The sequence below is a fragment of the Streptomyces sp. NPDC024698 genome (assembly GCF_055559015.1).
The window spans coordinates 254142-273682 of record NZ_JBVHLK010000009.1; the positions used below are offsets into that span (position 1 = coordinate 254142).

The 19541-nt window shown below is 71.8% G+C and carries 16 protein-coding genes; 5 read left to right on the forward strand and 11 right to left on the reverse strand.

Going from position 1 to position 19541, the window contains the following annotated elements:
- Nucleotides 1–11 precede the first annotated feature (11 nt).
- From ACZ4AA_RS22485 to ACZ4AA_RS22515, 7 genes are all read right to left on the reverse strand, one after another.
- Nucleotides 12–1865: a DUF4910 domain-containing protein gene (locus ACZ4AA_RS22485; protein ID WP_467605130.1), complete on the reverse strand. Its 1854-nt coding sequence runs from the start codon at nucleotides 1863–1865 to the stop codon at nucleotides 12–14.
- Nucleotides 1855–3705, reverse strand: coding sequence for an aminotransferase class I/II-fold pyridoxal phosphate-dependent enzyme (locus ACZ4AA_RS22490; protein WP_467605134.1), 1851 nt, complete (start codon nucleotides 3703–3705; stop codon nucleotides 1855–1857). The genes ACZ4AA_RS22485 and ACZ4AA_RS22490 overlap by 11 nt, the downstream gene beginning before the upstream one ends.
- The gene (locus tag ACZ4AA_RS22495; protein ID WP_467605137.1) at nucleotides 3702–4922 is read right to left on the reverse strand and encodes a tRNA lysidine(34) synthetase; all 1221 of its coding nucleotides are present in this window, start codon (nucleotides 4920–4922) and stop codon (nucleotides 3702–3704) included. Before ACZ4AA_RS22495 ends, ACZ4AA_RS22490 begins: the two co-directional genes overlap by 4 nt.
- 36 nt (nucleotides 4923–4958) lie before the next feature.
- Nucleotides 4959–5954, reverse strand: a complete 996-nt coding sequence (locus ACZ4AA_RS22500) for an alkaline phosphatase family protein (RefSeq protein WP_467605141.1) — start codon at nucleotides 5952–5954, stop codon at nucleotides 4959–4961.
- 134 nt (nucleotides 5955–6088) lie between these two features.
- The gene (locus ACZ4AA_RS22505) at nucleotides 6089–6262 is read right to left on the reverse strand and encodes a hypothetical protein (protein WP_467605144.1); all 174 of its coding nucleotides are present in this window, start codon (nucleotides 6260–6262) and stop codon (nucleotides 6089–6091) included.
- A gap of 233 nt (nucleotides 6263–6495) precedes the next feature.
- On the reverse strand, nucleotides 6496–7308 hold the full coding sequence (locus ACZ4AA_RS22510) for a metallophosphoesterase family protein (protein ID WP_467605146.1): 813 nt from the start codon (nucleotides 7306–7308) through the stop codon (nucleotides 6496–6498).
- Between the two features lie 94 nt (nucleotides 7309–7402).
- Nucleotides 7403–8389, reverse strand: coding sequence for a nucleoside-diphosphate kinase (locus ACZ4AA_RS22515; protein WP_467605148.1), 987 nt, complete (start codon nucleotides 8387–8389; stop codon nucleotides 7403–7405).
- A 348-nt stretch (nucleotides 8390–8737) separates the two neighbouring features.
- Here ACZ4AA_RS22515 and ACZ4AA_RS22520 point away from each other — a divergent pair, with 348 nt between their 5' ends.
- The 5 genes from ACZ4AA_RS22520 to ACZ4AA_RS22540 all read left to right on the forward strand — a co-directional run bounded on the left by ACZ4AA_RS22520 (nucleotide 8738) and on the right by ACZ4AA_RS22540 (nucleotide 14341).
- The gene (locus tag ACZ4AA_RS22520; protein ID WP_467605151.1) at nucleotides 8738–9934 is read left to right on the forward strand and encodes a hypothetical protein; all 1197 of its coding nucleotides are present in this window, start codon (nucleotides 8738–8740) and stop codon (nucleotides 9932–9934) included.
- A gap of 85 nt (nucleotides 9935–10019) precedes the next feature.
- The gene (locus ACZ4AA_RS22525; RefSeq protein WP_467605155.1) at nucleotides 10020–11150 is read left to right on the forward strand and encodes an ABC transporter ATP-binding protein; all 1131 of its coding nucleotides are present in this window, start codon (nucleotides 10020–10022) and stop codon (nucleotides 11148–11150) included.
- Complete coding sequence (locus ACZ4AA_RS22530; protein ID WP_467605159.1) at nucleotides 11147–11914, forward strand: ABC transporter permease; 768 nt, start codon at nucleotides 11147–11149, stop codon at nucleotides 11912–11914. Before ACZ4AA_RS22525 ends, ACZ4AA_RS22530 begins: the two co-directional genes overlap by 4 nt.
- The gene (locus ACZ4AA_RS22535) at nucleotides 11911–12729 is read left to right on the forward strand and encodes an ABC transporter permease (RefSeq protein WP_467605162.1); all 819 of its coding nucleotides are present in this window, start codon (nucleotides 11911–11913) and stop codon (nucleotides 12727–12729) included. Before ACZ4AA_RS22530 ends, ACZ4AA_RS22535 begins: the two co-directional genes overlap by 4 nt.
- A 115-nt stretch (nucleotides 12730–12844) precedes the next feature.
- Nucleotides 12845–14341 carry an MFS transporter gene (locus tag ACZ4AA_RS22540; RefSeq protein WP_467605167.1) on the forward strand — a complete coding sequence of 499 codons (1497 nt, stop codon included), beginning with the start codon at nucleotides 12845–12847 and terminating at the stop codon, nucleotides 14339–14341.
- A 115-nt stretch (nucleotides 14342–14456) separates the two neighbouring features.
- Here the strand turns inward: ACZ4AA_RS22540 and ACZ4AA_RS22545 are convergent, their stop codons facing one another.
- The 4 genes from ACZ4AA_RS22545 to ACZ4AA_RS22560 form a co-directional block, all read right to left on the reverse strand.
- Nucleotides 14457–17057, reverse strand: a complete 2601-nt coding sequence (locus ACZ4AA_RS22545) for a type 1 periplasmic-binding domain-containing protein (RefSeq protein ID WP_467605170.1) — start codon at nucleotides 17055–17057, stop codon at nucleotides 14457–14459.
- Nucleotides 17058–17389: 332 nt separating this feature from the next.
- On the reverse strand, nucleotides 17390–17776 hold the full coding sequence (locus tag ACZ4AA_RS22550) for a GntR family transcriptional regulator (RefSeq protein WP_467605173.1): 387 nt from the start codon (nucleotides 17774–17776) through the stop codon (nucleotides 17390–17392).
- The gene (locus tag ACZ4AA_RS22555) at nucleotides 17769–18560 is read right to left on the reverse strand and encodes a hypothetical protein (RefSeq protein ID WP_467605176.1); all 792 of its coding nucleotides are present in this window, start codon (nucleotides 18558–18560) and stop codon (nucleotides 17769–17771) included. Before ACZ4AA_RS22555 ends, ACZ4AA_RS22550 begins: the two co-directional genes overlap by 8 nt.
- 223 nt (nucleotides 18561–18783) lie before the next feature.
- Entirely contained in the window at nucleotides 18784–19512 is a 729-nt protein-coding gene (locus ACZ4AA_RS22560; protein ID WP_467605179.1) for a response regulator transcription factor, read from the reverse strand.
- Nucleotides 19513–19541: the final 29 nt, after the last annotated feature.

The following is a 19541-nucleotide window of genomic DNA, read 5'->3' on the forward strand; positions in this document are numbered from 1 at the left end:
GCGCGGCATGCTCAACTCCGATCCCCCTCCGCTTCCTTCACCCAGCCCGCTTTCGCCATCGCGGCCAGGACGCGTTCCCCGAACCCCGCCTCCCACCGGATTCCCGCGTCCAGCTGGGCGGTTCGGACCACGTCCGCGGTGCCGGACACTCCGTCGACGCTCTGCGCCAGTGCCATGGCGGAGGCGTAGAACCGGCCCCGGTCCTCGGCGAGCAGACGTCCGAACCACTGCCGGTCCTCCTCGTCCACGGCTGCCATCAGGGCACGCAGATTGAAGGGGCCCGGCCACGCCCGGTGCAGACTCGGCCCCTCGCGCCTCACCATGGGGACGGTGTCCCAGGCCGTCGCCAGGGTGTGGTGAAGACCGGCGAGGAGGCGTGCCTGCGTGTCGAGTTGGCCGGGGTCGGCGCCCAGGGTCCGCAACGTGTCCAGCGCGTCGCGCCCGTACCGCCATCGGCGGGTCAACAGGTCCGCCGCGAACGGGTCGTCGTCGGGCGGCAGGCAGGCGGTCATCCTGCGGGCAGTCCAGCGGCTGAGGAGCTGGGCGAGACGGTCGGCGTCCCGGGCACCGGCCGTCGCCACGACAGCCGCGGCGGAGGCGGCGACCGCGGCGGCTCTTCGCAGTTCCCGCGGATCGACTTTGTCGAGGGTGTCCCCGCCCGAATGGTTGAACCGGTCGGGCCAGTGGCCCAGTTGGACGGAGGGACAACCGATCGCGCGGTCGGCGAGGACCGCGTGGTCGGAGGCCCCGACGAACGGCGTCGTACGCCACGCCCACACGTCACAGCCGACGGCTCCGCTGTAGGAGCGCGCGGCGGGCGGCAGAGCACGCACGCAGGCCTCGACCAGGGCGCTCACGAAGTGCGGGAGGTACTCCGGGCCGTGCTCGACGATCAGCGGGCCTCCGCAGCGGCGCTGGTCCTGGCCGACCATGTCGAGATCGATCGCCATCATGGGCAGCGGTCCCCCGCCCTCCTCCACCAGCCGGTGGACGTAGGCGGCCAGTCCCACGAACTCGGGTGCCCAGAGGAAGTGCACGGGCCGGCGCAGCTCGCGGGCCGCCAGGACCCGCCCGGCGGCGAGGGCCGCCGCGACGCCGGAGGCGTTGTCGTTGGCGCCGGGGGCCGGGTGGCAGAGATGGGCGGTGATCAGACAGGCGTCGGGTTCCGTCGACGGCGGGAGGGCATGGCCCGTCGGTGTGCGCGCGAGGACCACCGGCATCCGGGCGGGGGCGGTGTCGACATCGACGACCACGGTGGCACGTTCGCCCCGGCCGCGGGCGCGGAGCAGTGCCTCCATCTGGCCGTGGACCACGCTGAACCCGAACAGCGCGCTTCCGCCCGGCAGTTCGACACGGCCCGCTCCGTCGTGCCGGTCGGCGCCGGTCGTCACGCAGAAGCCGCTCGCCCGCTCCTCGCGCATGCGGGTGAACAGTTTCCCGTCGAGTCCCTCCGCCGACGGGACGAGGACCACAGCGCCGGGCGGCCACCCGTCGTCCTGCGCGCGGACGAGGGGCGCCTCCGTGTGCGCGGCGGCCGCATGGGCGGCGAGGGCGTACGCCTGGGCGGGATAGTCGACCAGCGCGGACCGGCCCGGTACCGACAGACGCGCGGAGCGCGGGGTCCATGAGGAGGGTGCGGTGAACGTCCACCACCGGGTGAGGCCGTCCGCGGGGAAGGTCAGGATCTCCACCCCGGTCAGCCCGGCGCGTTCGGCCTCGGCCGCCACGAAGTCGGCCGCCGCCGCGATGCCCGCCGAACCCTGGTGGCGGTCCCACTCGGTGAGCCGGGCGACCCAGCGCATCGCCTCGTCGGCGTCGACACCGTGATGGACGGCGGCGACGAGGTCGCTGAGGCTATCCGGCACCGGCGAACGCCTCGTGGAAGGCGGCGAGTCGGGCTTCGGAGAGCGGTACGGCGATCTTGTACAGCGAGCCGTCACGCCGATCCGGGCCGCCGGGCCCCTCGCCCGGACCGCCGACCTCTTTGACCCGCACCCCGCGTGCCGCCCATACCGCGTCCGCCTCGCGCTCCCCCTCGACCGTCACCCAGGGCAGACAGCCCGCCCCCTCCGTCACCTTCAACCCGGCCCGCCGCAGCGTCGCGGCCACGACCGGCTTCACGTCGGCGATCCTGGTCCGCAGCGGTGCGAAGACGTCGCCCAGCGCGAGCAACCGCAGGGCTACGGCGAGACCCGCGCCGCCGACGCCGAGCGGCGGTGCGACCTCACGCAGTCGCCGGGTCAACTCGGGCCCGGCCAGCGCGAATCCGGCTCGGAGGCCGCCGCAGCAGTACCCCTTCGACATGCTGCGCAGCACCACCAGGTTGGGGTGCTCGGCGACCGCCGGGACACAACTCTCACCGGGCCCGGCGTAGACCGCGTACGCCTCGTCGAGGACGACGGTCGTGCCGCACGCGCGCGCGGCGTCGGCGATCTCGTGGAGCCAGGCCCTTCCGAAGAGGTCTCCGGTGATCGTGGGCCGTTCCAGGACGAGGACCGAGGGGGCGTACCGGTCGAGGTCGTCGACCAGGTCCTCGAACCGGGTGGTGATCGTCCTCGCGCCGAGGCGGGCGGCCCAGCGGGGCAGATCCGGGTGCCCTCCGACAGGCCGCAGCACCGGTCCGGGTACGGCCAGCGCCGCGCACGCGTGCAGCAGACCGGTGGCGCCCGCCCCGGCCGTCACCGTCTCGGGCGCGAGGTCCACTCCGAAGTGCGCGGACAGCACGGGCGCCGCCGCGTCAGCGGCGTAGGGGTCGGACAGGGCGTAGGCGCGGGCGAGTTCGACGAGATCACCGTCGTCGTACGCGCTCCGGAACGCGTCCTCGACCGACGGGCGTACGAACGCGAACTCGTCCGGCGACCAGCGCAGGTCCAGCGCGGGAGCGGGGGTCTCCCGCTGGCGGTCCCACGCGGTGATCGCCGCCCGTGGGCTCTCCTGGTTCCGGGCGAGGAGCTGGACGTAGCGCGTCGTCGGGGCGGGCTCCCGGCCGACGGAGAAGTCCGCGTCGACGCGCTCGACGAGGAACCCGGCGCGGGTCAGCAGGTCGTTCACCTCGGCCGGCTGGTACATCCGGACGTCGTCGTGGAGGAGCGCCGGGTCCGCCTCGTCCCGGCGTACCTCGATCTCGCCCGTGCTGCGGCCGGGAGCCACACGGTAGGTACGACGGAAGTCGGCGCGGAGCCCCTCGGTCTCGAACGTGGCCTCGGGCACGTAGTTCCCGGCGATGGCCAGCACGTTCGAGTGGTCCAGGACCAGCAGTCCGCCGGGGACGAGCACGCGCCGGGTCTCCTGGAGCAGCCTCAGTTGCTGCTCGTCGCTCCCCCAGCCGAAGGACTGGACACAGACGACGGCGTCGAAGTCCCCCATGGGCCAGGGCAGTTCACGCAACAGGTCGAGGCCCACCCAGTCGACCCGGACTCCCGTCGCGGCGGCGGCCGCCCCGGCCCGCTCCAGTGCCCACGCGCCGGCGTCGACGCCGGTGACTCTGAATCCCCGTGCGGCGAGCGCGACGGCGTGGCGGCCCTTGCCACAGCCCAGGTCGAGGACACGGCGGCCTGGGGCCGAGGCGTCGAGGACGGCGGCGAGGTAGTCGGCCTCCGCGGCGGTGCGTTCCGGCGTGTACTCGTGGTCCGCGACGGCCCAGAAGTCCTCCCCGAAGAAGCCGAGATACCAGGGAGGACCGTCCGGGCGGCGCGAACCGCTCACAGGGCGTCCGCCCTCAACGCCTCCTGGCGGTGCAGGAATCCGCACACGTCGCACAGGCCCGCGGGGTTGGCCACACCTTCCTGGAGCACGTACCGCCCGCCGCAGACGCGGCACAGGTCGTCGATCAGGGGCAGCAGCGTGCGCTGGACGTTCTCGAAGGCGTTGAAGAGGTAGTAGTCGATGCCCGGCCACAGGTCGTAGAGGTGGTCGGCGACGGCGTAGGCGAGGGAGCGTTCGTCGGAGCCGGTGGTGAAGCGGCCCGGCGCTCCCTGCCGGTTGAGGCCGGGGGCGACGAGCTCCAGGTAGAGGGTGAGTTCCTTCTTGGTGATGCGGTACAGCGGGAACACGTAGCGCAGGGAGCCGAGTTCACGGACCGGGATGCCGCCCATCCGGTAGCCGGTGGTGAACCAGGTGACCATGCTGGCGACCAGGTCGTCGGCGTTGAAGCCGAACGCGACGACGGGAGCGCCCCTGCGTTCGGCTTCCCGTTCGAGCATGCGGCGCAGCACCTGGTGGCCGATGACCATGTTCATGTTGCGGTGCTCACCGGCGACGACCTTGTTCATGACGTCCACGAAGGGCTCGCGCAGCCGGAACACCTCGGCCACGTCGTCGGCGGTGACGACGACGTGGTCCACGCCGAGTCCGGCGCAGGCGTCCAGGGCGGTGCGGAAGGTGGCGGGCTCGTCCCAGTCGGGCAGTCCGGTGATGGTCACGGCGGTCATCTCGACCTCGGGCCAACGGCCGCGGGTGCGTTCGAGGAGTTTGAGGTAGGCGACGCTGTCACGGCCGCCGGACAGCCCGATGACGACCCGGTCGCCGGCCCGCATGGTGGCGCCGGAGGCGATGCTCTGGACGAACGTCTCCTCGACGTACGTCACGAAGGTCTCGGCGGTGAACTGCTCGGTGCGCCGCTCCAGGGTGCCGCCGTGGTCGAAGAGGACGGACTTGGTGTAGACGGGGTCCGGCGCGGCGTAGACGTGCTCCTTGGGTCGGCGCAGCACGTCGAGGTCGTAGTGGCGCACCTGGCGCACCTCGATGACGTCGTCCGTTCCGACGACGGCCGTCGCCTCGGGGATCACCTGGCCGTCGCGGTGGACGAGCACGGCGTTCGCCGGGATTCCGTGGAGGCGCAGCACGTCCAGGAGGCTCTGTCCCGGGGTCGCGTGCAGGGTCTCCGAACCACCGGTCTTGTTGCGGAACACGACCGTGCTCACGGGTTCTCCCATCGTGTCGTGAGGTTCCGGGGGGGGTCAGGGCAGAGCGGGATCGGGTGCTGTGTTCCAGCCGGCCAGCGGTACGAGCGTCTCGCCGTCGGAGATGGAGCCGTGCTCCCAGGCCGCGGTGGGGTCGGGGACGGGAAAGTGCGGGGAGGTGGCCAGCGCGACGACCTCCCCGATGCGTTCGCGGACGACGGGGGTCACGGAAAGGAGCCCGCGTTCGTGCAGGTCGTCGGGGGTGAGGACGAGCGCGTGGTCCCCGAGCGCGTCACGCAGCGCCTCGGCCACGCTCGCCTCGCGGCCGGGCAGCGGATGGAGCCAGCGGACGCGGCCGGCACCGCCTGCGGGCATACGGCAGTGGGCGGGTGCGTCGAGGCGGGCCCACGCCGCGGCGAGGGCTTCGCCGCGGGTCACCTCCACCTGGCCGTGGTCGGCGTGGGCGAGGACGCTCCAGCCGGCGTCGGCCCAGCGGGCGGCGGCCGCATCGAGCAGCAGCAGCGCCTCGCGCAGCCGGGCGTCGTAGCCGTAGCCGTGGATGTGGTCGTCCAGGTTCACATACGCCCACACCAGGGGCGGGGCGTCGAAGGCGCGGGTGAGGACGGCTTGGATCTCGCGTACGGTCCGCTCGGCCACGCTCACCGGATCGGTGGTGAGGGGCGCGGCGGCGGCCGGTGACGGCACGATCCGCGCGCCGTGCAGCACCGCTTCGACCCAGGGGCCGGTCAGCCGCTCCAGTTCCGCTCCGATCGCGAGGGCGGGCCTGCCCGACCCGGCCGCGTGGTCGAAGAGGGTCGGTCCCGTGCGCAGCAGCGCGCTCCCGGGCGTGCGCCGCGAGCCGAAGGCGTACGTCTCGCCGGTGACGAGGTGGGTGACGTGGCCGGCGCCGGGTGCCCGTTGGACCATGCCGACGGCGCCGTGGACACCGACGTCCGTGCCGGTGACCGCGGTGAGCCAGGCCGTGGTCGAGGTGCTCGGGAAGGTGGAGCGCAGTGGCCTGATGTGCGCGTGCGGGAACGCGGACTCGGCCACTTCGAGCGACAGGCCGTCGACCGCCAGGACGCACAGTCCCCGGGAGGCGGCGCGCAGGGCGCTCGCGACGACTCCGGTGACGCTGCGCAGGTCGGCGGACGCTGTCGACTGTCCGCCGACGCGCGACGCCGTGCTCAGAAGTTCGGTACGCAGTCGGTGCAGGTGGTGCGGAACTTGACGATGTGCGCTGCCTGCCGGTCCGTGATCATGCGCTCGACCAGGCGGGGCAACAGCATGACGGGCGCCGGGGTCGAGGTCTGCGCGACCTCGGTGGGCGTCTGCGCACGGGGAAGTGGAGCTGTTCGCATGGATTCCTCCTGCCGGGAACGGTGCAGAGAAACGTGCCAAACAACTTGCCAATTTCGCATGCACAGGTCAGCACACCGCGCGCTCGCGTGTCAACGTCGGAGTTCGTGGATCAGTGACAGGGGCCAGGGATCAGGGGCGGGATCGAAGACCGTGGATCAGAGGTCGGGGATCTGAGGTCGGGGATCTGAGGTCTGGGATCAGAGGTCTGGGATCAGAGGCAGGGGATCAGGCGTCAGTTGACGAAGATCAGCTTCTCCGCCTCGACGACGATCTCCTGCGGATCGGGCGCGTTCGACAGGGTGTCCGCGTAGCGGTCCGCTTCCGGGTCGGCGGCCCGGTGGGCGCGCGCGACCGCGTCCTCGAGGTCGTAGCGCGTGGTCCTGAGCCGGACGTCGGGGCCCAGCAGCGCCCAGTACGCGGTGCCCGGATCGCCTGTGTGGTACGGCAGTCCGACGCTTCCGGGGTTCACACTGCGCAGGCCCGCCACGGTGCGCTCGAACTGGAGATGCGAGTGTCCGGTGACCAGAGTCTGCGTGTCGATGGCCGCGGACAGCTCGGCGAACCGCTCCGACGGCGTGCCCGGTGTGACCAGTTCGTGGTCGCTGCGCGGTGAACCGTGGCAGAAGTGCACCGGCCCGAGTCCCTCGATCTCGACGACGAGCCCGAAGGGCAGACGGTCGAGGAACGCGATGGCCTCGGGCGAGTGCTGTGCCGCGATCCACGCCTGCCGTGGGGTGTCGGCGACGCGCGTGGCCGTGCCGATCTCGGCGGCGTAGCGGTCGGCGTTGCCGCGTACGCACAGGGCGCGTTCGCCCAGCCCGAGGATCCGTTCGTACGTCTCCTGGGGCTGCGGACCCCAGGTCAGATCGCCGCAGAGGACGACGAAGTCGGCCGCGACGACGTCCGGTTCGGCGAGCACGGCCTCGAAGGCGGGGATGTTGGCGTGCACATCGGAGAGCACCGCGACCCGGGCCACAGGACCGTACCGGCGGGGCGGCCCCTCTCCTTCCGCGGGACCGTGCAGTTCGACGTCGGTGTCGGTCATCGGTGCCTTTCCTTCCGGTGGTCGGGGGTTCACTCGATCCTGCGGGGCGAGGTGCGCGGCGCGTTCGGCGATCCGCCGCGACGGCGGCCGGTGGTCAGGCGGGGCGGGCTCTCGGCGGCCCGGCGGGACGGGGCGCGCCGGGGTGGGTGAGGCGCTTGCCGGGCGGCGGGCCGATCAGCGGCCGGCCCTCGGAGGGCAGGCCCTCGACCGCCTCCGCGGCGATCACTATGCGATCCCAGAGCGGAAGTCCACCCGCGCCCGCCGCCAGTTCCTCGACCCGCGCCAGGAGCGACCCCGGACCGGCGGGGCGGGACGACGTCCCCGAAGCCGCGGGCCGTGCGGCGGTGTTCACAGGCGCCCTACCGGCCGAGGTGCCCGAAGGGGCTGCACGGGTGAGGGAGTGAGCCGGATGAGCGTCGTACAACGTGCGTGCCAGGGCCACCGGTTCGGCCGCGCCACGCGGCGACAGGTCGGCGGCCAGCAGGGCCAGCGCCCGCTCCCGCCGTCCGGGGAGCAGGACCCCCACCTCACGGATCAGGTCGGCGGGATCGTCCGGGGCGTGCAGGAAGTTGAGGCACATGAGCTCGCATCCGAGCGCCTCGCGCAGTGAACCTCTCTGCGCCGAACGGTTCTTGGAGGAGCCCTTCAGCTCGGCGAGCCGTTCCGGAGCGGTCGTCCCGGTCTGTTCGGGACCCCGGGTGTCACGGAGTGCGACGAAGATGCAGGGCGGTCCCGACTCCAGGATCATGTCGACGGCCCGGATCACCGCCAGCGGCGCCGCGTTGATCTGATAGCGCCACAGCTCGCGGCACACCCGCGCGTCGACCCGCACGGCCAGGGCGCCCAGAGGCTCGAATCCGTGTCCGGAGAGGAAGGCGAGGGCGGGCTCGACACGGCGCCCGACGACAGCGTCCGGCTTGAACATCACGAAGGTCGACCGCAGGAACGCCTGTCCGGCCCGGTCCGGCTCCCAGCCGTCCAGCAAGGCGGCCATTTCCCGGAAATAGACGTCGTCGGGATAGGTGCGGCGCCTCGCCGGATCACGTGTCAGAGGAGCCGTCAACCACTCGTGGACCGTCATGCTCCTCCGGTGTCCCACGTGTCCGCCGGGCCCGGCCGAGCACCCGCACGACACGTCAAGTCGGCTGTACGCAAAGCGAGTTGCGTCATTGTCATGTGCTGTTCGAGGGCAATACGCTGAGGCTACTTTCCATGACCGACCACATCAAGGAGGGTCCCATGAGTGTCGCCTTCAAGCAGGTCAAGGTCCGCCCCAAGCCGGGTAGGTAAAACGTCCGCCGGATGCGATCGGGATCCGGATCCGGGCCTCGTCGCCCTCCAGCGGTCCTGATCGCATTCCGCACGGGCCACCACGGAGTCTCCGGACCGGGGGTTCCATCCACCTTCGTGCACCGGGGCGGAGCCGGCGTTGACAGACGCACCGACCGGAACGACGACGGACGTGACGGTTTCCGCGGCCACGGTGGCCGCCCTCCTCGGCGCCGGGCCCACGGCCTCGCGCGAGGCCCTGTTACGAGACGCCCGCGACGGCCGCCACAAGCTCGCCGCGACCCTGCTCAGCCTGTGGGCCCAGGACGGCGGAACGGCCCTCACCGAGGCCGAGAACGCCGAACTGCTTCTGCACCGGGAGCGTATCGAGCACTACCGCCGGGTCTGGTCGCGCTTACGGACCGTGGCACCCGGCGCCTTCCTGCTCAAGGGCATGACCATCGCCGGTCTCTACCCGCCCGGAGTGCTCCGCGCGGCCGGTGACCTCGACGTCGTCTGCCCCGGCCACGCGGACCTGTGGAACTGCGCTGGCCAACTGGCCTCGGACGGGTGGGAGTTGGCCGCGTTCACCGTGAGCCCCGCCAGGACCGGCGACTCCGTGCCCCTGCACCTGGGAGCCGAGTTCCGCAGCCCGGCCCCCGAACCCTCCCCCGATCCCTACGCCGTCGGACTGTTCACCGCGGAGATCGTGACCGAGGTGCGCGCCCCGGCATGGCAGCTGACCCCACCCGCCCACTCCCCGTCGGCCGCCTGCGCCGTCGCCCTGGTGGCGGAGCGCTGGGAACGCCCCTTCCGCAGCCGCGACCTGCTCGACCTGGCACTCCTGCTCCAGCACCTCGACGACACCGGTGTACGGCACCTGCGCACCGACCTCGCCCGGATCGGTCTGTGGCCGGAGTGGCGGGAAGCCCTGCGCGCCATGGCCCGGCTGGGCTGGCGGCCCGCCGTGACGTTCCCGCGCACCCGCACGGCCGCGGCACGCGCACGGCTGCTGAGGTCCGCCCGCGCGACGGCGCGCTGGAGCAGCCCGGTCCTGGCGCCCGCGCTGATCGCGCAGTCGGGCATCGAGGGCGAGGGCGGCCGTCTCGCGGAACGCGCCTCCGACCTCGCCCACCGCGCCATCGGGGCCCGGCGACTGCTCGGCGCGGGGCTGCCGCTGTTCGGCGTACCCCTCGACGACGAGCCCGCGGACCGGTTGCGCCTGGACGACGTGGGGCGCCACCTCGTCGCGCGGACCCCGCTGGGCTCGTTCCTGCTGGTGTCCGGCGCCGCCCGGCGGGAGTGGCTCGACGAAGCGGCCCGCGGTGGCCGGGCCGCCGTGGAGTCCGCCGGGTGACCCTCCCGCGCCACCCGGCGGACAGGACCGCGCCGCCCGCGGCACAAGAGCCCGACGACCCCGCCCCTACGGCGACAGGAGCGTGATGACGGACAGCGGAAACGGCAGAGGCGACGGGACGCGTCCGCACGACGGCACACCGACCGTCGCGCCGAGCGCCACCCGTCCGCACGACGGCACACCCGCCGTCGCGACCGGCCTCACCCCTCCGCGCAGCGGCGAACCGGCCCTCGCACCGGGGGTCAGCCGTCCACGCGGCGGCGAACCGGCCGTCGAGACAAGCGGGTTGCGGCGGGAGTACCGCACCCGGCGCGGCCCGGCGGTCGTCGCGCTCGACGACGTCTCGGTCACCGTCGAGCAGGGCGAGGTGCACGGCCTGCTCGGCCCCAACGGAGCGGGCAAGAGCACCCTGATGAGGATCCTCTCCACGGTCCTGCTGCCGACCTCGGGAACCGGCCGGGTCCTCGGCCACGACCTGGCGACCGAACACCGGCGGATCCGGCCCCTGCTCGGCATCGTCTTCGGCGGCGAACGCGGTCTCTACCCCCGCCTGACAGCACGTCAGAATCTGCGTTACTGGGCCGCCTTGTACGGCCTGACGACCCGCGACGGTGCCGCCCGCGCCGACACGCTGCTCGACGAACTCGGGCTCGCCGAGCGCGCCGACGACCGGGTGGAGACCTTCTCCGTGGGCATGCGCCAGCGCCTCCACCTCGCCCGCGGCATCATCGGCGACCCCCGGGTCCTGCTGCTGGACGAACCGACCAACGGCCTGGACCCGCTCGCCGCGCGGCAGTTGCGCGACCTGATACGCCGACTCGCCGGTGAGGGTCGTACCGTGCTCCTCGCCACCCACGACCTGGCCGAGGCCGAGGTGCTCTGCGACCGCGTCACCATGATCAATCACGGGCGGGTGGTCGCCGCGGAGGCCCCCAAGACGCTCGCCCGGCTCGTCTCCCGCCAGGAACGCGTCCGTGTCCGCGCCGAGGAACCCCTGCTCGCCCTCGTACGCGCACTTGCAGGCGTCCTCGGCGTGGAACCCGCCGACGACGGAACCACGGTCGTCACCGTCGACAGCAAGGAAGCCGTGGGCCGCGTACTCGCCTTCGTCGTCGAACGGGGCGTGACCGAGGTCCGTACCGAGCTGCCCGGCCTCGAAGAGGTCTACCTGCGACTCGTGCACCGCAACGAGACACGCAGTGTAGTGAACCGGTGAGCCTGCTCGCCGCCGCCGGCCGGTTCCAGGGACGCCTGGTGCTCACCCACCGCGACTACCTCATCGACCTGGTGCGCACACCACTGCTCGCCGCCGTCTTCCTGCTCCTCATCCGCCACAACGACCGTCCCGACCTCCTCGCCAACGGACTCCTCGCCCCCGTGCTGATGGGGGTGTGGAGCATGGCCATGCTGATCTCCGGCGAGGTCGTGGACAACGACCGCTGGCTCGGCACCCTGGAACTCCAGATCGCCGCGCCGGTCGACTTCGCCCGCGTCGTCCTCAGCCGGGTCTGGGTGACCACCGCGATCAGCCTGCTCACGGTCCTGGAGGTCGCCGGCGTCGCGGTCCTCGGCTTCGGCACCGTTCCCCGCGTACCGCACCCCGGTGTCTTCGCCCTGGCGCTCCTGGCCACGGCCCTCGCCACCGCGGGCACCGCGACCCTGATGGCCGCCCTGTTCGTCGCGACCCGCACGGCCCGTACGTTCCAGAACTCCCTGAGCTACCCCGTCCTGCTGCTCGGCGGGGTGTTCACCCCCCTCGACCGGCTGCCGGAGTGGACCCATCCCTTCGGCCGTCTCATCTATCTCTCCTGGAGCTCCGACCTGCTGCGCGACTCCCTCTCCCCGGGGACGGTGGACTCCGTCCCGTGGCGCACCGGCGTCGTTCTCGGTCTCGGGCTCGTCACCGGTGCGGGCGGACGCCTCCTGCTCGGCAGGGTCGTCCGGCTCGTCCGCGCGAACGGGACGGTGGGGCTGCGATGACCCGCACGGCGTACGCCCTCAGGACCGGCCGCCGTACACGGGTCATGGGCTGGGCCGCGCGCGCCGGGGCCGCCGACTACGGCACAGTGTTCACCTGGAAGACCTGGCTGCTCGGCTGGTTCGTCCGCATGCTCGCCCAGGTGCTCTTCTTCGCCACCATCGGCGATCTGCTCGGGCCGGGCCAGGCCCGCTACCTCCTGGTCGGCAACGCGGTGGCACTCGTGGCGCTGCACGGCGTGTTCGCGACCGCGTCCACCACCTGGGAGCTCCAGAACGGCACGCTTCCCCTGCTGGTCGCCTCGCCCAGCAGTCCCGCGCTCGTCCTCGTCGGACGCAGTCTCTTCTGGCTGCCGGACGGGGTCGCCTGCGGTCTCGGCGCGGTCCTCATCCTCGGGCCGACGGCCGGACTGCGGCTGACGGTGGCCTCGGTGGCCCTGCTCACCGCTCTGCTGATCCTGGTCGCGGTGACGAGTTACTGCCTCGGCCTCTTCCTCGGATCCCTGGTGCTGACCGCTGTGGACCTGCGCAACGTCGTGTCCAACGCTGCGTTCACGGTGATGCTGATCGTCTGTGGACCGGAGGTACCGTCGGACGCGATCAGCCCCGCCCTCGCCGGATTCGGCCACGTGCTGCCCCTCACCCACGGGTTGCTGGCGATCCGCCGGGTTCTGGCGGGTGGGGCGGACGCGCACACGGCGGCGCTGGCCGGCTGGGAGACCCTGATCGGCGCGTGCTGGCTGGCCGCGGCGCTCGCCGTGCTCGCTCTGCGGGCCCGCAGAAGCCGGCGCGACGGGGCGGCGCTCTTCCTGGGGTGAAGGGTCGGCGGCGAGCGGTGTTCGGCCAGGCCGGCGTAGCCGGTGCCACCGGCTACGACGCGCGCGGAACGGCTCCTTCCCAATGTTGGGCGGGGTGGCTGCTTAGCGTGACCCCATGACCACTGTCCAAGCCCCGCCCGCCCCCGACCAGCGACGGTGGAAGGCACTCGCCGTCTGTCTGACGGCGGGCTTCATCTCGCTGCTCGACACCTCGATCGTGAACGTGGCACTGCCCTCGATGGAGCACGGGCTGGCCGCCTCCGAGGCCGCACAGTCCTGGGTGGTCTCCGGGTACGCCCTGGCCTTCGGTCTTGTCCTCGTCCCGGCGGGCCGGCTGGGCGACATGCGCGGGCGGCGTCAGGCGTTCCTGGTGGGGCTGGCGTTGTTCACGCTGGCCTCGGGGGCGTGCGGCCTCGCTCCCAGCGCCTCGTGGCTGGTGCTCTTCCGGCTGATCCAGGGCACGGCGGCGGGCCTGGTCGCCCCGCAGACCTCGGGGCTGATCCAGCAGATGTTCCAGGGTGCGGAACGGGCCAAGGCGTTCGGTCTGCTGGGCAGTGTCATCGGGGTCTCGACGGCGGCCGGCCCGCTCGTGGGAGGTGTCCTGATCGACGCCGTGGGCACCGACGACGGCTGGCGCTGGGTGTTCTTCGTCAACCTGCCCATCGGGGTGGCCGCGTTCGCCGCGGGACTGCGGCTGCTGCCCCGCTTCCCGTCGACGGGCAGACGGGAGGAGTTCGACCCGTTCGGTGTCCTGCTCCTCGGCGCCGCCGTGCTCGCGCTCATGCTTCCGCTGGTCCAGGAGCAGCAGTGGACCGGCCGGCTGAAGTGGGCCCTGCTGCCGGTGGCCGCGCTGCTGCTGATCGCGTTCTGGGCCTGGGAGGGGCGTCAGAAGCTGCGCGGGCGGGCCCCGCTGGTCGATCTGGACCTGTTCTCCCTGCGTTCCTTCACGCTGGGCTCCCTGATCAGCCTGACCTACTTCGCGGGCTTCACGACGGTCTTCTTCGTCTACTCCCTGTTCCTCCAGAACACGGCCGGATACAGCGCGCTGGCGGCCGGTGTCTCGGTGCTGCCGTTCGCGGCCGCGTCCGCGGTCGGTGCCGCCCTCGGGGGCCGGCTGGTGATGCGCCACGGCCGCAAGCTGGTCGTGTTCGGTCTGCTCGCGGTGGTGGTGGGGCTGCTCGGGGTGGTCGTGGCGGTGCAGTTGGTTCCGCTGTCGAGCGTCGGGTGGGCCACGGCGCTGCCCATGCTGGTCGGCGGGATCGGATCGGGCCTCACGGTCTCCCCCAATACGACGCTCACCCTGACGCGGGTTCCCGTGCAGCGCGCCGGTGCGGCGGGCGGGGTGCTCCAGACGGGGCAGCGCATCGGCTCGGCCGCCGGCATCGCCGTGGTCGGCGCGGTGTACTTCGCCCATCAGTCCCACGAAGGCAGCTCCGTGACGGCCATTCAGCTCGGCCTGCTCACCGCCGTCGGCATGAGTGTCGTCGCCCTGCTGCTGGCCGTCGCCGACCTGCGTGTACGCCAGGCGCACCCCGAGCCGGAACGCGCTCCGGCGGCGGTCCGGCGGGGTGACGAGGAGGGCGACGCGAAGGAAGCGGTTCGGCGCGGCTGACCACCCGCGCCGTCCCCGCCTCGGTGGTCCCGCTCCGGTACAACTGGGCACCGGGGCCCACCCCTTGCGGTTCGCTGCCACCGCCGCCCGGCAGCCCGGGCGGCTCTCACACCCTCTAACGGGAGATGGCGGAGCAGGGCTCGCCCTGGTCCACGCTGGACTGATCCTGGTCGTACGCTCCGCAGGCCGCCGCGGCCACCGGCTTCTGGCCGACCTGCCGCAGCAGGACCAGCGTCTTGTCGGCGGGCGGCTGATTCACGCCGGGTGCGTACCGCACGTAGCCGGTGGCTCCGTTGAAGGTGACACCGCTGTTCCTGAAGTTGATCTCCATCTGGCTGGGCGGGGCGTCCGGTTGCTGGTTGTACGTCATGTTGGCCACCAGCGAGAAGGTGTGGAACGCGTCGTAGGCGACCGCGGAGTGACCGTCCTGTGCCCAGGGGTCGTCGCCGGTGGTCGTGGCCTTGACGAAGTTCTCGTAGTCGTCGACGAAGTTGCGGGTGACCGCGCTCGTCCGCTTGTCGTCGTCGGGCAGGCGGTGCGCGGAGTAGTAGAGGCGCAGCCAGTCCTTGTTGCTGAAGGCGCCGGTCTGGGACACGTTGGTGAGCTCGTTGCCGCCCAGCACGGTGAGGTCGTGCTGGAGGCAGGTGCCGTCCGTGTTGAACGCGTTGATGAAAGCGGTGAAGTCCCGCGCCCGGGCCGACCAGTAGATGACGGAGTCCGGCTGTGTCCTGACCTCGGAGCAGACCCTGGCCGCGAGATTCGTGGCGGTGGTGTAGGCGGGCACGCCCGCGGGCGGCGCGGCGGACGTCTTGTCCTGGGTGAAGTTGAGCACCTGTCTGCTGCCCGTGAAGTCCTTCACGAACTGGTCGGCGAGGCTCCGGCTGTACAGGTCGCCGTAGGTCTCGATGACGACGGCGTGCTTGGCCGGTACGCAACCGCCCTCGGGGCGGGCCACGATGTCGGAGGTGGCGACGAAGTCCGCCTCGATCGCGGCTTCGCGGCTGTTGAGCGGGGTCATCGGCCAGTAGTTCGCGCCGCCGAGCATCTCATCGGCGGTGGCGGTGGTGTCGACGACGAGGATCTTCGCCTTGTCGAGGACCGTGAGGGCAGCCTTGGTCTCGTCCCTGCTCTGCGCGTAGCCGAGCACACCGACGACCCGCTCATAGGCCGGGATCCCCTTGCTGTACCCGATCTCCTTCACCAGGTTCTTCGCGGCCTGTTCGGCGCCCGCGAAGGCCACGCCGGTCTCGCGGACGTCGACACGCAGCGGCACCTCCGAACTGTCGGAGTTCGCGTCGTCGTTGAGCTTCTTCTGCCACATCGCGATGCCGCGCAGCTCCGGGATGACACCGTCGAACACGGTGTCCCGGGAACTCGTGGGCCGGTTGGACACGAACACCACGACAGTACGCACGGTCCGGCCGGCCGTGGCGAAGCCCACCGCCCGCGCGTTCTGCGTGTCGATCTCCTTCACCGCGGCGTCGTACCACTCGGCGGGGTGGACCTCGACGGGCTGGGTGCGCGCGGACTTGTCGACCGTGTCGTCGCCGCCGACGCAGGGCGACACCTGCGGGGAGGGGAACCAGACGACGATCCCGGCCGCGACGACCGCGGCCATCGCGGTCACCAAGGCGGTCGCCAGCCGCCAGTTCGTGCGGAAGGAGGCCAGGGTCTTCGCCTTGGCGACCTGGTGTCCCGCCCGTTCAAGGCCCTGCGTGGTGAACCGCACCCGGATCGGCCGGTCCTGGCCGCGCCCGAGGCAGTTCGCCGCCGTGGCGAAGTTCTTCTCCTCGGGATCGAGTTGGGCGAGCAACTCCCTCGAAGGCTGCCCCACCGCGACGACGAGGGGGCCCGGCGCCTGCGCGGCATGGGCCACGGTGGCTGATCGGGCCGTGTGGAAGGCCTTCAGGAAACGTTCGGCCGCCACCCTGTGCGCGCTGTCGTGCGGCAGGGCCAGTAGCAGGACCGGCCGTACGGTCCTGCGCCGCCGCTTGGGCAGAAGGCCGCCCACGGCCGGCACCGCCAGGTCCTCCAGCAGAGCCCGTACGAGCAGGTTCTCCCACGCCTGCGACGCCTCCTCGCCCAAGGGCGTCCCGGCGAACAGGCCCGACGTCCACATCCAGTGGTAGACCGCCCCGAACAGGTCCTCGCCACGCTCCGCGCCCAGATCCGTTCCCAGCGAACGACGACGTCGATTGCGCGGCGACAGGCTGAGGGGCCGGATCAGTCGATGGGTCTTCCAGCGCGCCCACAGCCAGCGGGGCAGATTCTGGAACGCGGGCGCCCAGACGGTGCCGATCAGCCAGCCGACCGCCCCCTGAGCGGTGTCGGCCCGCTCCCCGCCCCCGATCCGCCACAACAGGGCGGGCAGGCCCGCCGCTTCGGCCCTGAGGGCGTACACGCTGTTGCGGATCGCCCTGGCGGCGGCATCCGTCCGATGACTTCCTCCCAGCTTCAAGGCCTCCGCCAGCACGTCCCTCAGGAGCGCGAAGGAGGGAAGCCGGTCCGGTGTCATGGTGGCGGGAATGCCGCGCAGGAGTTCATCGGCCGCCGCGCGGGCCCACGACGCCCCCGGGTCGGTACCGGCGCGGAGCACCGCGTACGGAACGAGCTTGCCTCTGTCCTCGATCGCCCCCCGCAGCGCCTCGACGACCCTGTTCACCTGCCTGTCGTACTCCGGATCGGTGCCGGGCACGGACAGCAGGAAGAGTGGCAACGGATTCTTGAGTTTGTCCCGGGCCCCGGGGGCCACAGCCGTCGAGAACTCGTTGGTGAAGGTTTCCGAACCCGTGTCGTACGGAAACCCCTGAGGTGCTCCTACCGGGACGCCCAACTTCAGTTCCCCCCGCCGTCAAGCCGCCGTTCCGGTGAACGGCAGTGACGAGTTAGTGTCCTCGGCGCGAGCCACCAAAACGCCAGGATGCGCGGGATGCTGCGTGAGTTGGTGAAACGGGAGTGCCGCCCGAGCTCATGGGTCGAAGTTCGCCTGGCTTTGATCACTTCGCTCCACGAGGAGCTCCGATTCCCGGCCGCCGCCGCTCACCAGGGTCAGGGATGGTCCGGTCCGATGGCGTCGCGGACCGCGGCCAGGATCGCTTCGGAGTCGGCCCCGAGGGCGCGGGCGGCCGAGGTGAAGTCGCGTGCGAGGGTGGCGAGTTGGGAAGCGTGCGGGCGGGCGGGGGCGACAGGGCCCGCGGCGACCCGGGAGCCCGCCCCGCGGCGGGTGCGGATCAGCTCGGCGGCCTCCAGCTCACGGTAGGCGCGGGCCACGGTGCCCGGCGCGAGGCCGAGGTCGGTGGCCAACTGGCGGACGGTGGGCAGCCGGTCGCCCTCGACCAGTTGCCCGGTGAGGATCAGCGCGCCGAGTTGAGCGCGGATCTGCGCGTACGGAGGGACCTGACTGGTGGTGTCGACGCGGACGGCGGGTTCATGCATGGCCAGGACCTTCCTCCGCCGCGTCGTCGTTCACGGACCGGGGGACCACCAAGGTGACCAGCGACCAGACGAGGGTGAACAGGTTCAGCAGGGCCAGAGGGTAGAACACCCAGAAGGTCAGCGCGCCCACGACGCCCGCGCAGCCCGTGTCCGTCAGCGAGACGGAGAGCATCAGCACGGCGTACAGCTGCTGGCTCGACACGAGCAGGCCCCAGGCGCCGGTCACCGCCCACGCGCGGTCGCGGCGCTGCTGCTCCCCGCCCGGTCCGTGGGCGATGCGGCGCAGGGCCCACACGCAGGTAGGAGTGGCTATGGCGAGCGCGGCGAACATCGGGAGGCTGTAGTACAGGCCGGGCCAGGGTCCCAGGGACGTCCGCATGCCGTTGCAGGTGACGGCGACGACCTTCCCCGTACTGAGGATGTGCTCGGGGTCGACGGAGGCGGTGGCCGCCGCGATCACCAGGAGCACGGTGAGCGAGACGCCCTGAAGGACGATCAGAGGGCTCATGCGCGGTGGCACATGGTCTCTGACCAGGCGTGGGGCGAGACTCGCGGTGCGTACGACATCCTGCGGGACCAGGGTCAGCGCGTCGGCGAGAAGGACGCCCGCCATGGCGCACAGGCCGAAGGCGGTGATGCCGAACACGACGCGCTGCTCGAACTCGACGTGGCCCAGCGTGGACACCGCCTGAGCCGCGATGACGCCGATGGCCAGGCCGGACCAGCGGGCGTAGTGATCGGCGTGCTCGAGGAAGCGGCGCTGGAACGGGGCGGCGTCGAGCATGGAGAGGTCCCCTCAGATCATCTTGTACCAAGCAGGAAGTACAAGATGCCGTAGGCGGAATCTTGTGTCAAACAATCGATACAAGACGCTGTCGGGAGAGACGGGTTCCGGCGTGCGGGGGTTCCCTGTCGTCTGTCGCGGCCAGTTGAACGCCCGGCGCGCGCCGGGTCGGACGCCCGGCGGAACGGTGCCGGCTCCATGGGCGGACCCAGGGTTGCCGTCGTCAGACTTCCAGCCTGTAGCCGTGCCCCCTGAGCGTGACGATGCGCGGCAGTCGGCACGGGCGGCTCGCCGTGTCGGCCGCCCGGGCCAGCCGGCGGCGCAGGCTCGCCATCGTGACGTCCAGCGTCTTGGTGGGACCGAACCAGTTCTCGTCCCAGACCTCGGCCATCAGGGTTTCGCGTGCGACCGCCTCTCCCGGGTGCCGGGCCAGCGTGGCCAGCAGTTCGAACTCCTTGGGCCTCAGCGTGATCTCCTCGCCATGGACGGTGCACCGGCGGGCTTTCGCGTCGATGACGAGGTCGTCCAGCCGTACCGGAGTCCGCTCGGCGGGCGCGATTGTTCGCCGGCGCAGATGGGCGCGCAGACGGGCGAGCAGCACGGTCAAGGAGAACGGCTTGACCAGGTAGTCGTCGGCGCCGGCCTCCAGACCGGCGATGATGTCGATGTCGTCGGTGCGTGCGGTGAGGATGACGATGAGCAGGTCGGGGAAGCGGGTGCGTAGATCCCGTGCGACGTCCAGTCCGTCGATGTCGGGCAGCCCGAGGTCGAGCAGGACGGCGTCGTAGGAGGAGGTGCCCGCCTCGGTGAGCGCCGCGACTCCGGTGCGGATCCAGGCAGCGGCGTAACCGTTGCCGCACAGGCCGGTCTTGAGGTGGTGGCCGATCGTCTCGTCGTCCTCGACGACGAGGACGCGCAGCCGGTTTCGGTCCGGTGCCGTGGACGTGCCCATGGTCGACAGCCTAGGTCCTTGGTGATCTC

Excerpts from the sequence above, each read along its gene's own strand:
- ACZ4AA_RS22510 (WP_467605146.1), bottom strand. The coding sequence starts at position 7,308 with ATGACCGACACCGACGTCGAACTGCACGGTCCCGCGGAAGGAGAGGGG.
- ACZ4AA_RS22505 (WP_467605144.1), bottom strand. The coding sequence starts at position 6,262 with ATGCGAACAGCTCCACTTCCCCGTGCGCAGACGCCCACCGAGGTCGCG.
- ACZ4AA_RS22515 (WP_467605148.1), bottom strand. The coding sequence starts at position 8,389 with ATGACGGTCCACGAGTGGTTGACGGCTCCTCTGACACGTGATCCGGCG.
- ACZ4AA_RS22560 (WP_467605179.1), bottom strand. The coding sequence starts at position 19,512 with ATGGGCACGTCCACGGCACCGGACCGAAACCGGCTGCGCGTCCTCGTC.
- ACZ4AA_RS22555 (WP_467605176.1), bottom strand. The coding sequence starts at position 18,560 with ATGCTCGACGCCGCCCCGTTCCAGCGCCGCTTCCTCGAGCACGCCGAT.
- ACZ4AA_RS22540 (WP_467605167.1), top strand. The coding sequence starts at position 12,845 with ATGACCACTGTCCAAGCCCCGCCCGCCCCCGACCAGCGACGGTGGAAG.
- ACZ4AA_RS22525 (WP_467605155.1), top strand. The coding sequence starts at position 10,020 with ATGACGGACAGCGGAAACGGCAGAGGCGACGGGACGCGTCCGCACGAC.
- ACZ4AA_RS22535 (WP_467605162.1), top strand. The coding sequence starts at position 11,911 with ATGACCCGCACGGCGTACGCCCTCAGGACCGGCCGCCGTACACGGGTC.
- ACZ4AA_RS22550 (WP_467605173.1), bottom strand. The coding sequence starts at position 17,776 with ATGCATGAACCCGCCGTCCGCGTCGACACCACCAGTCAGGTCCCTCCG.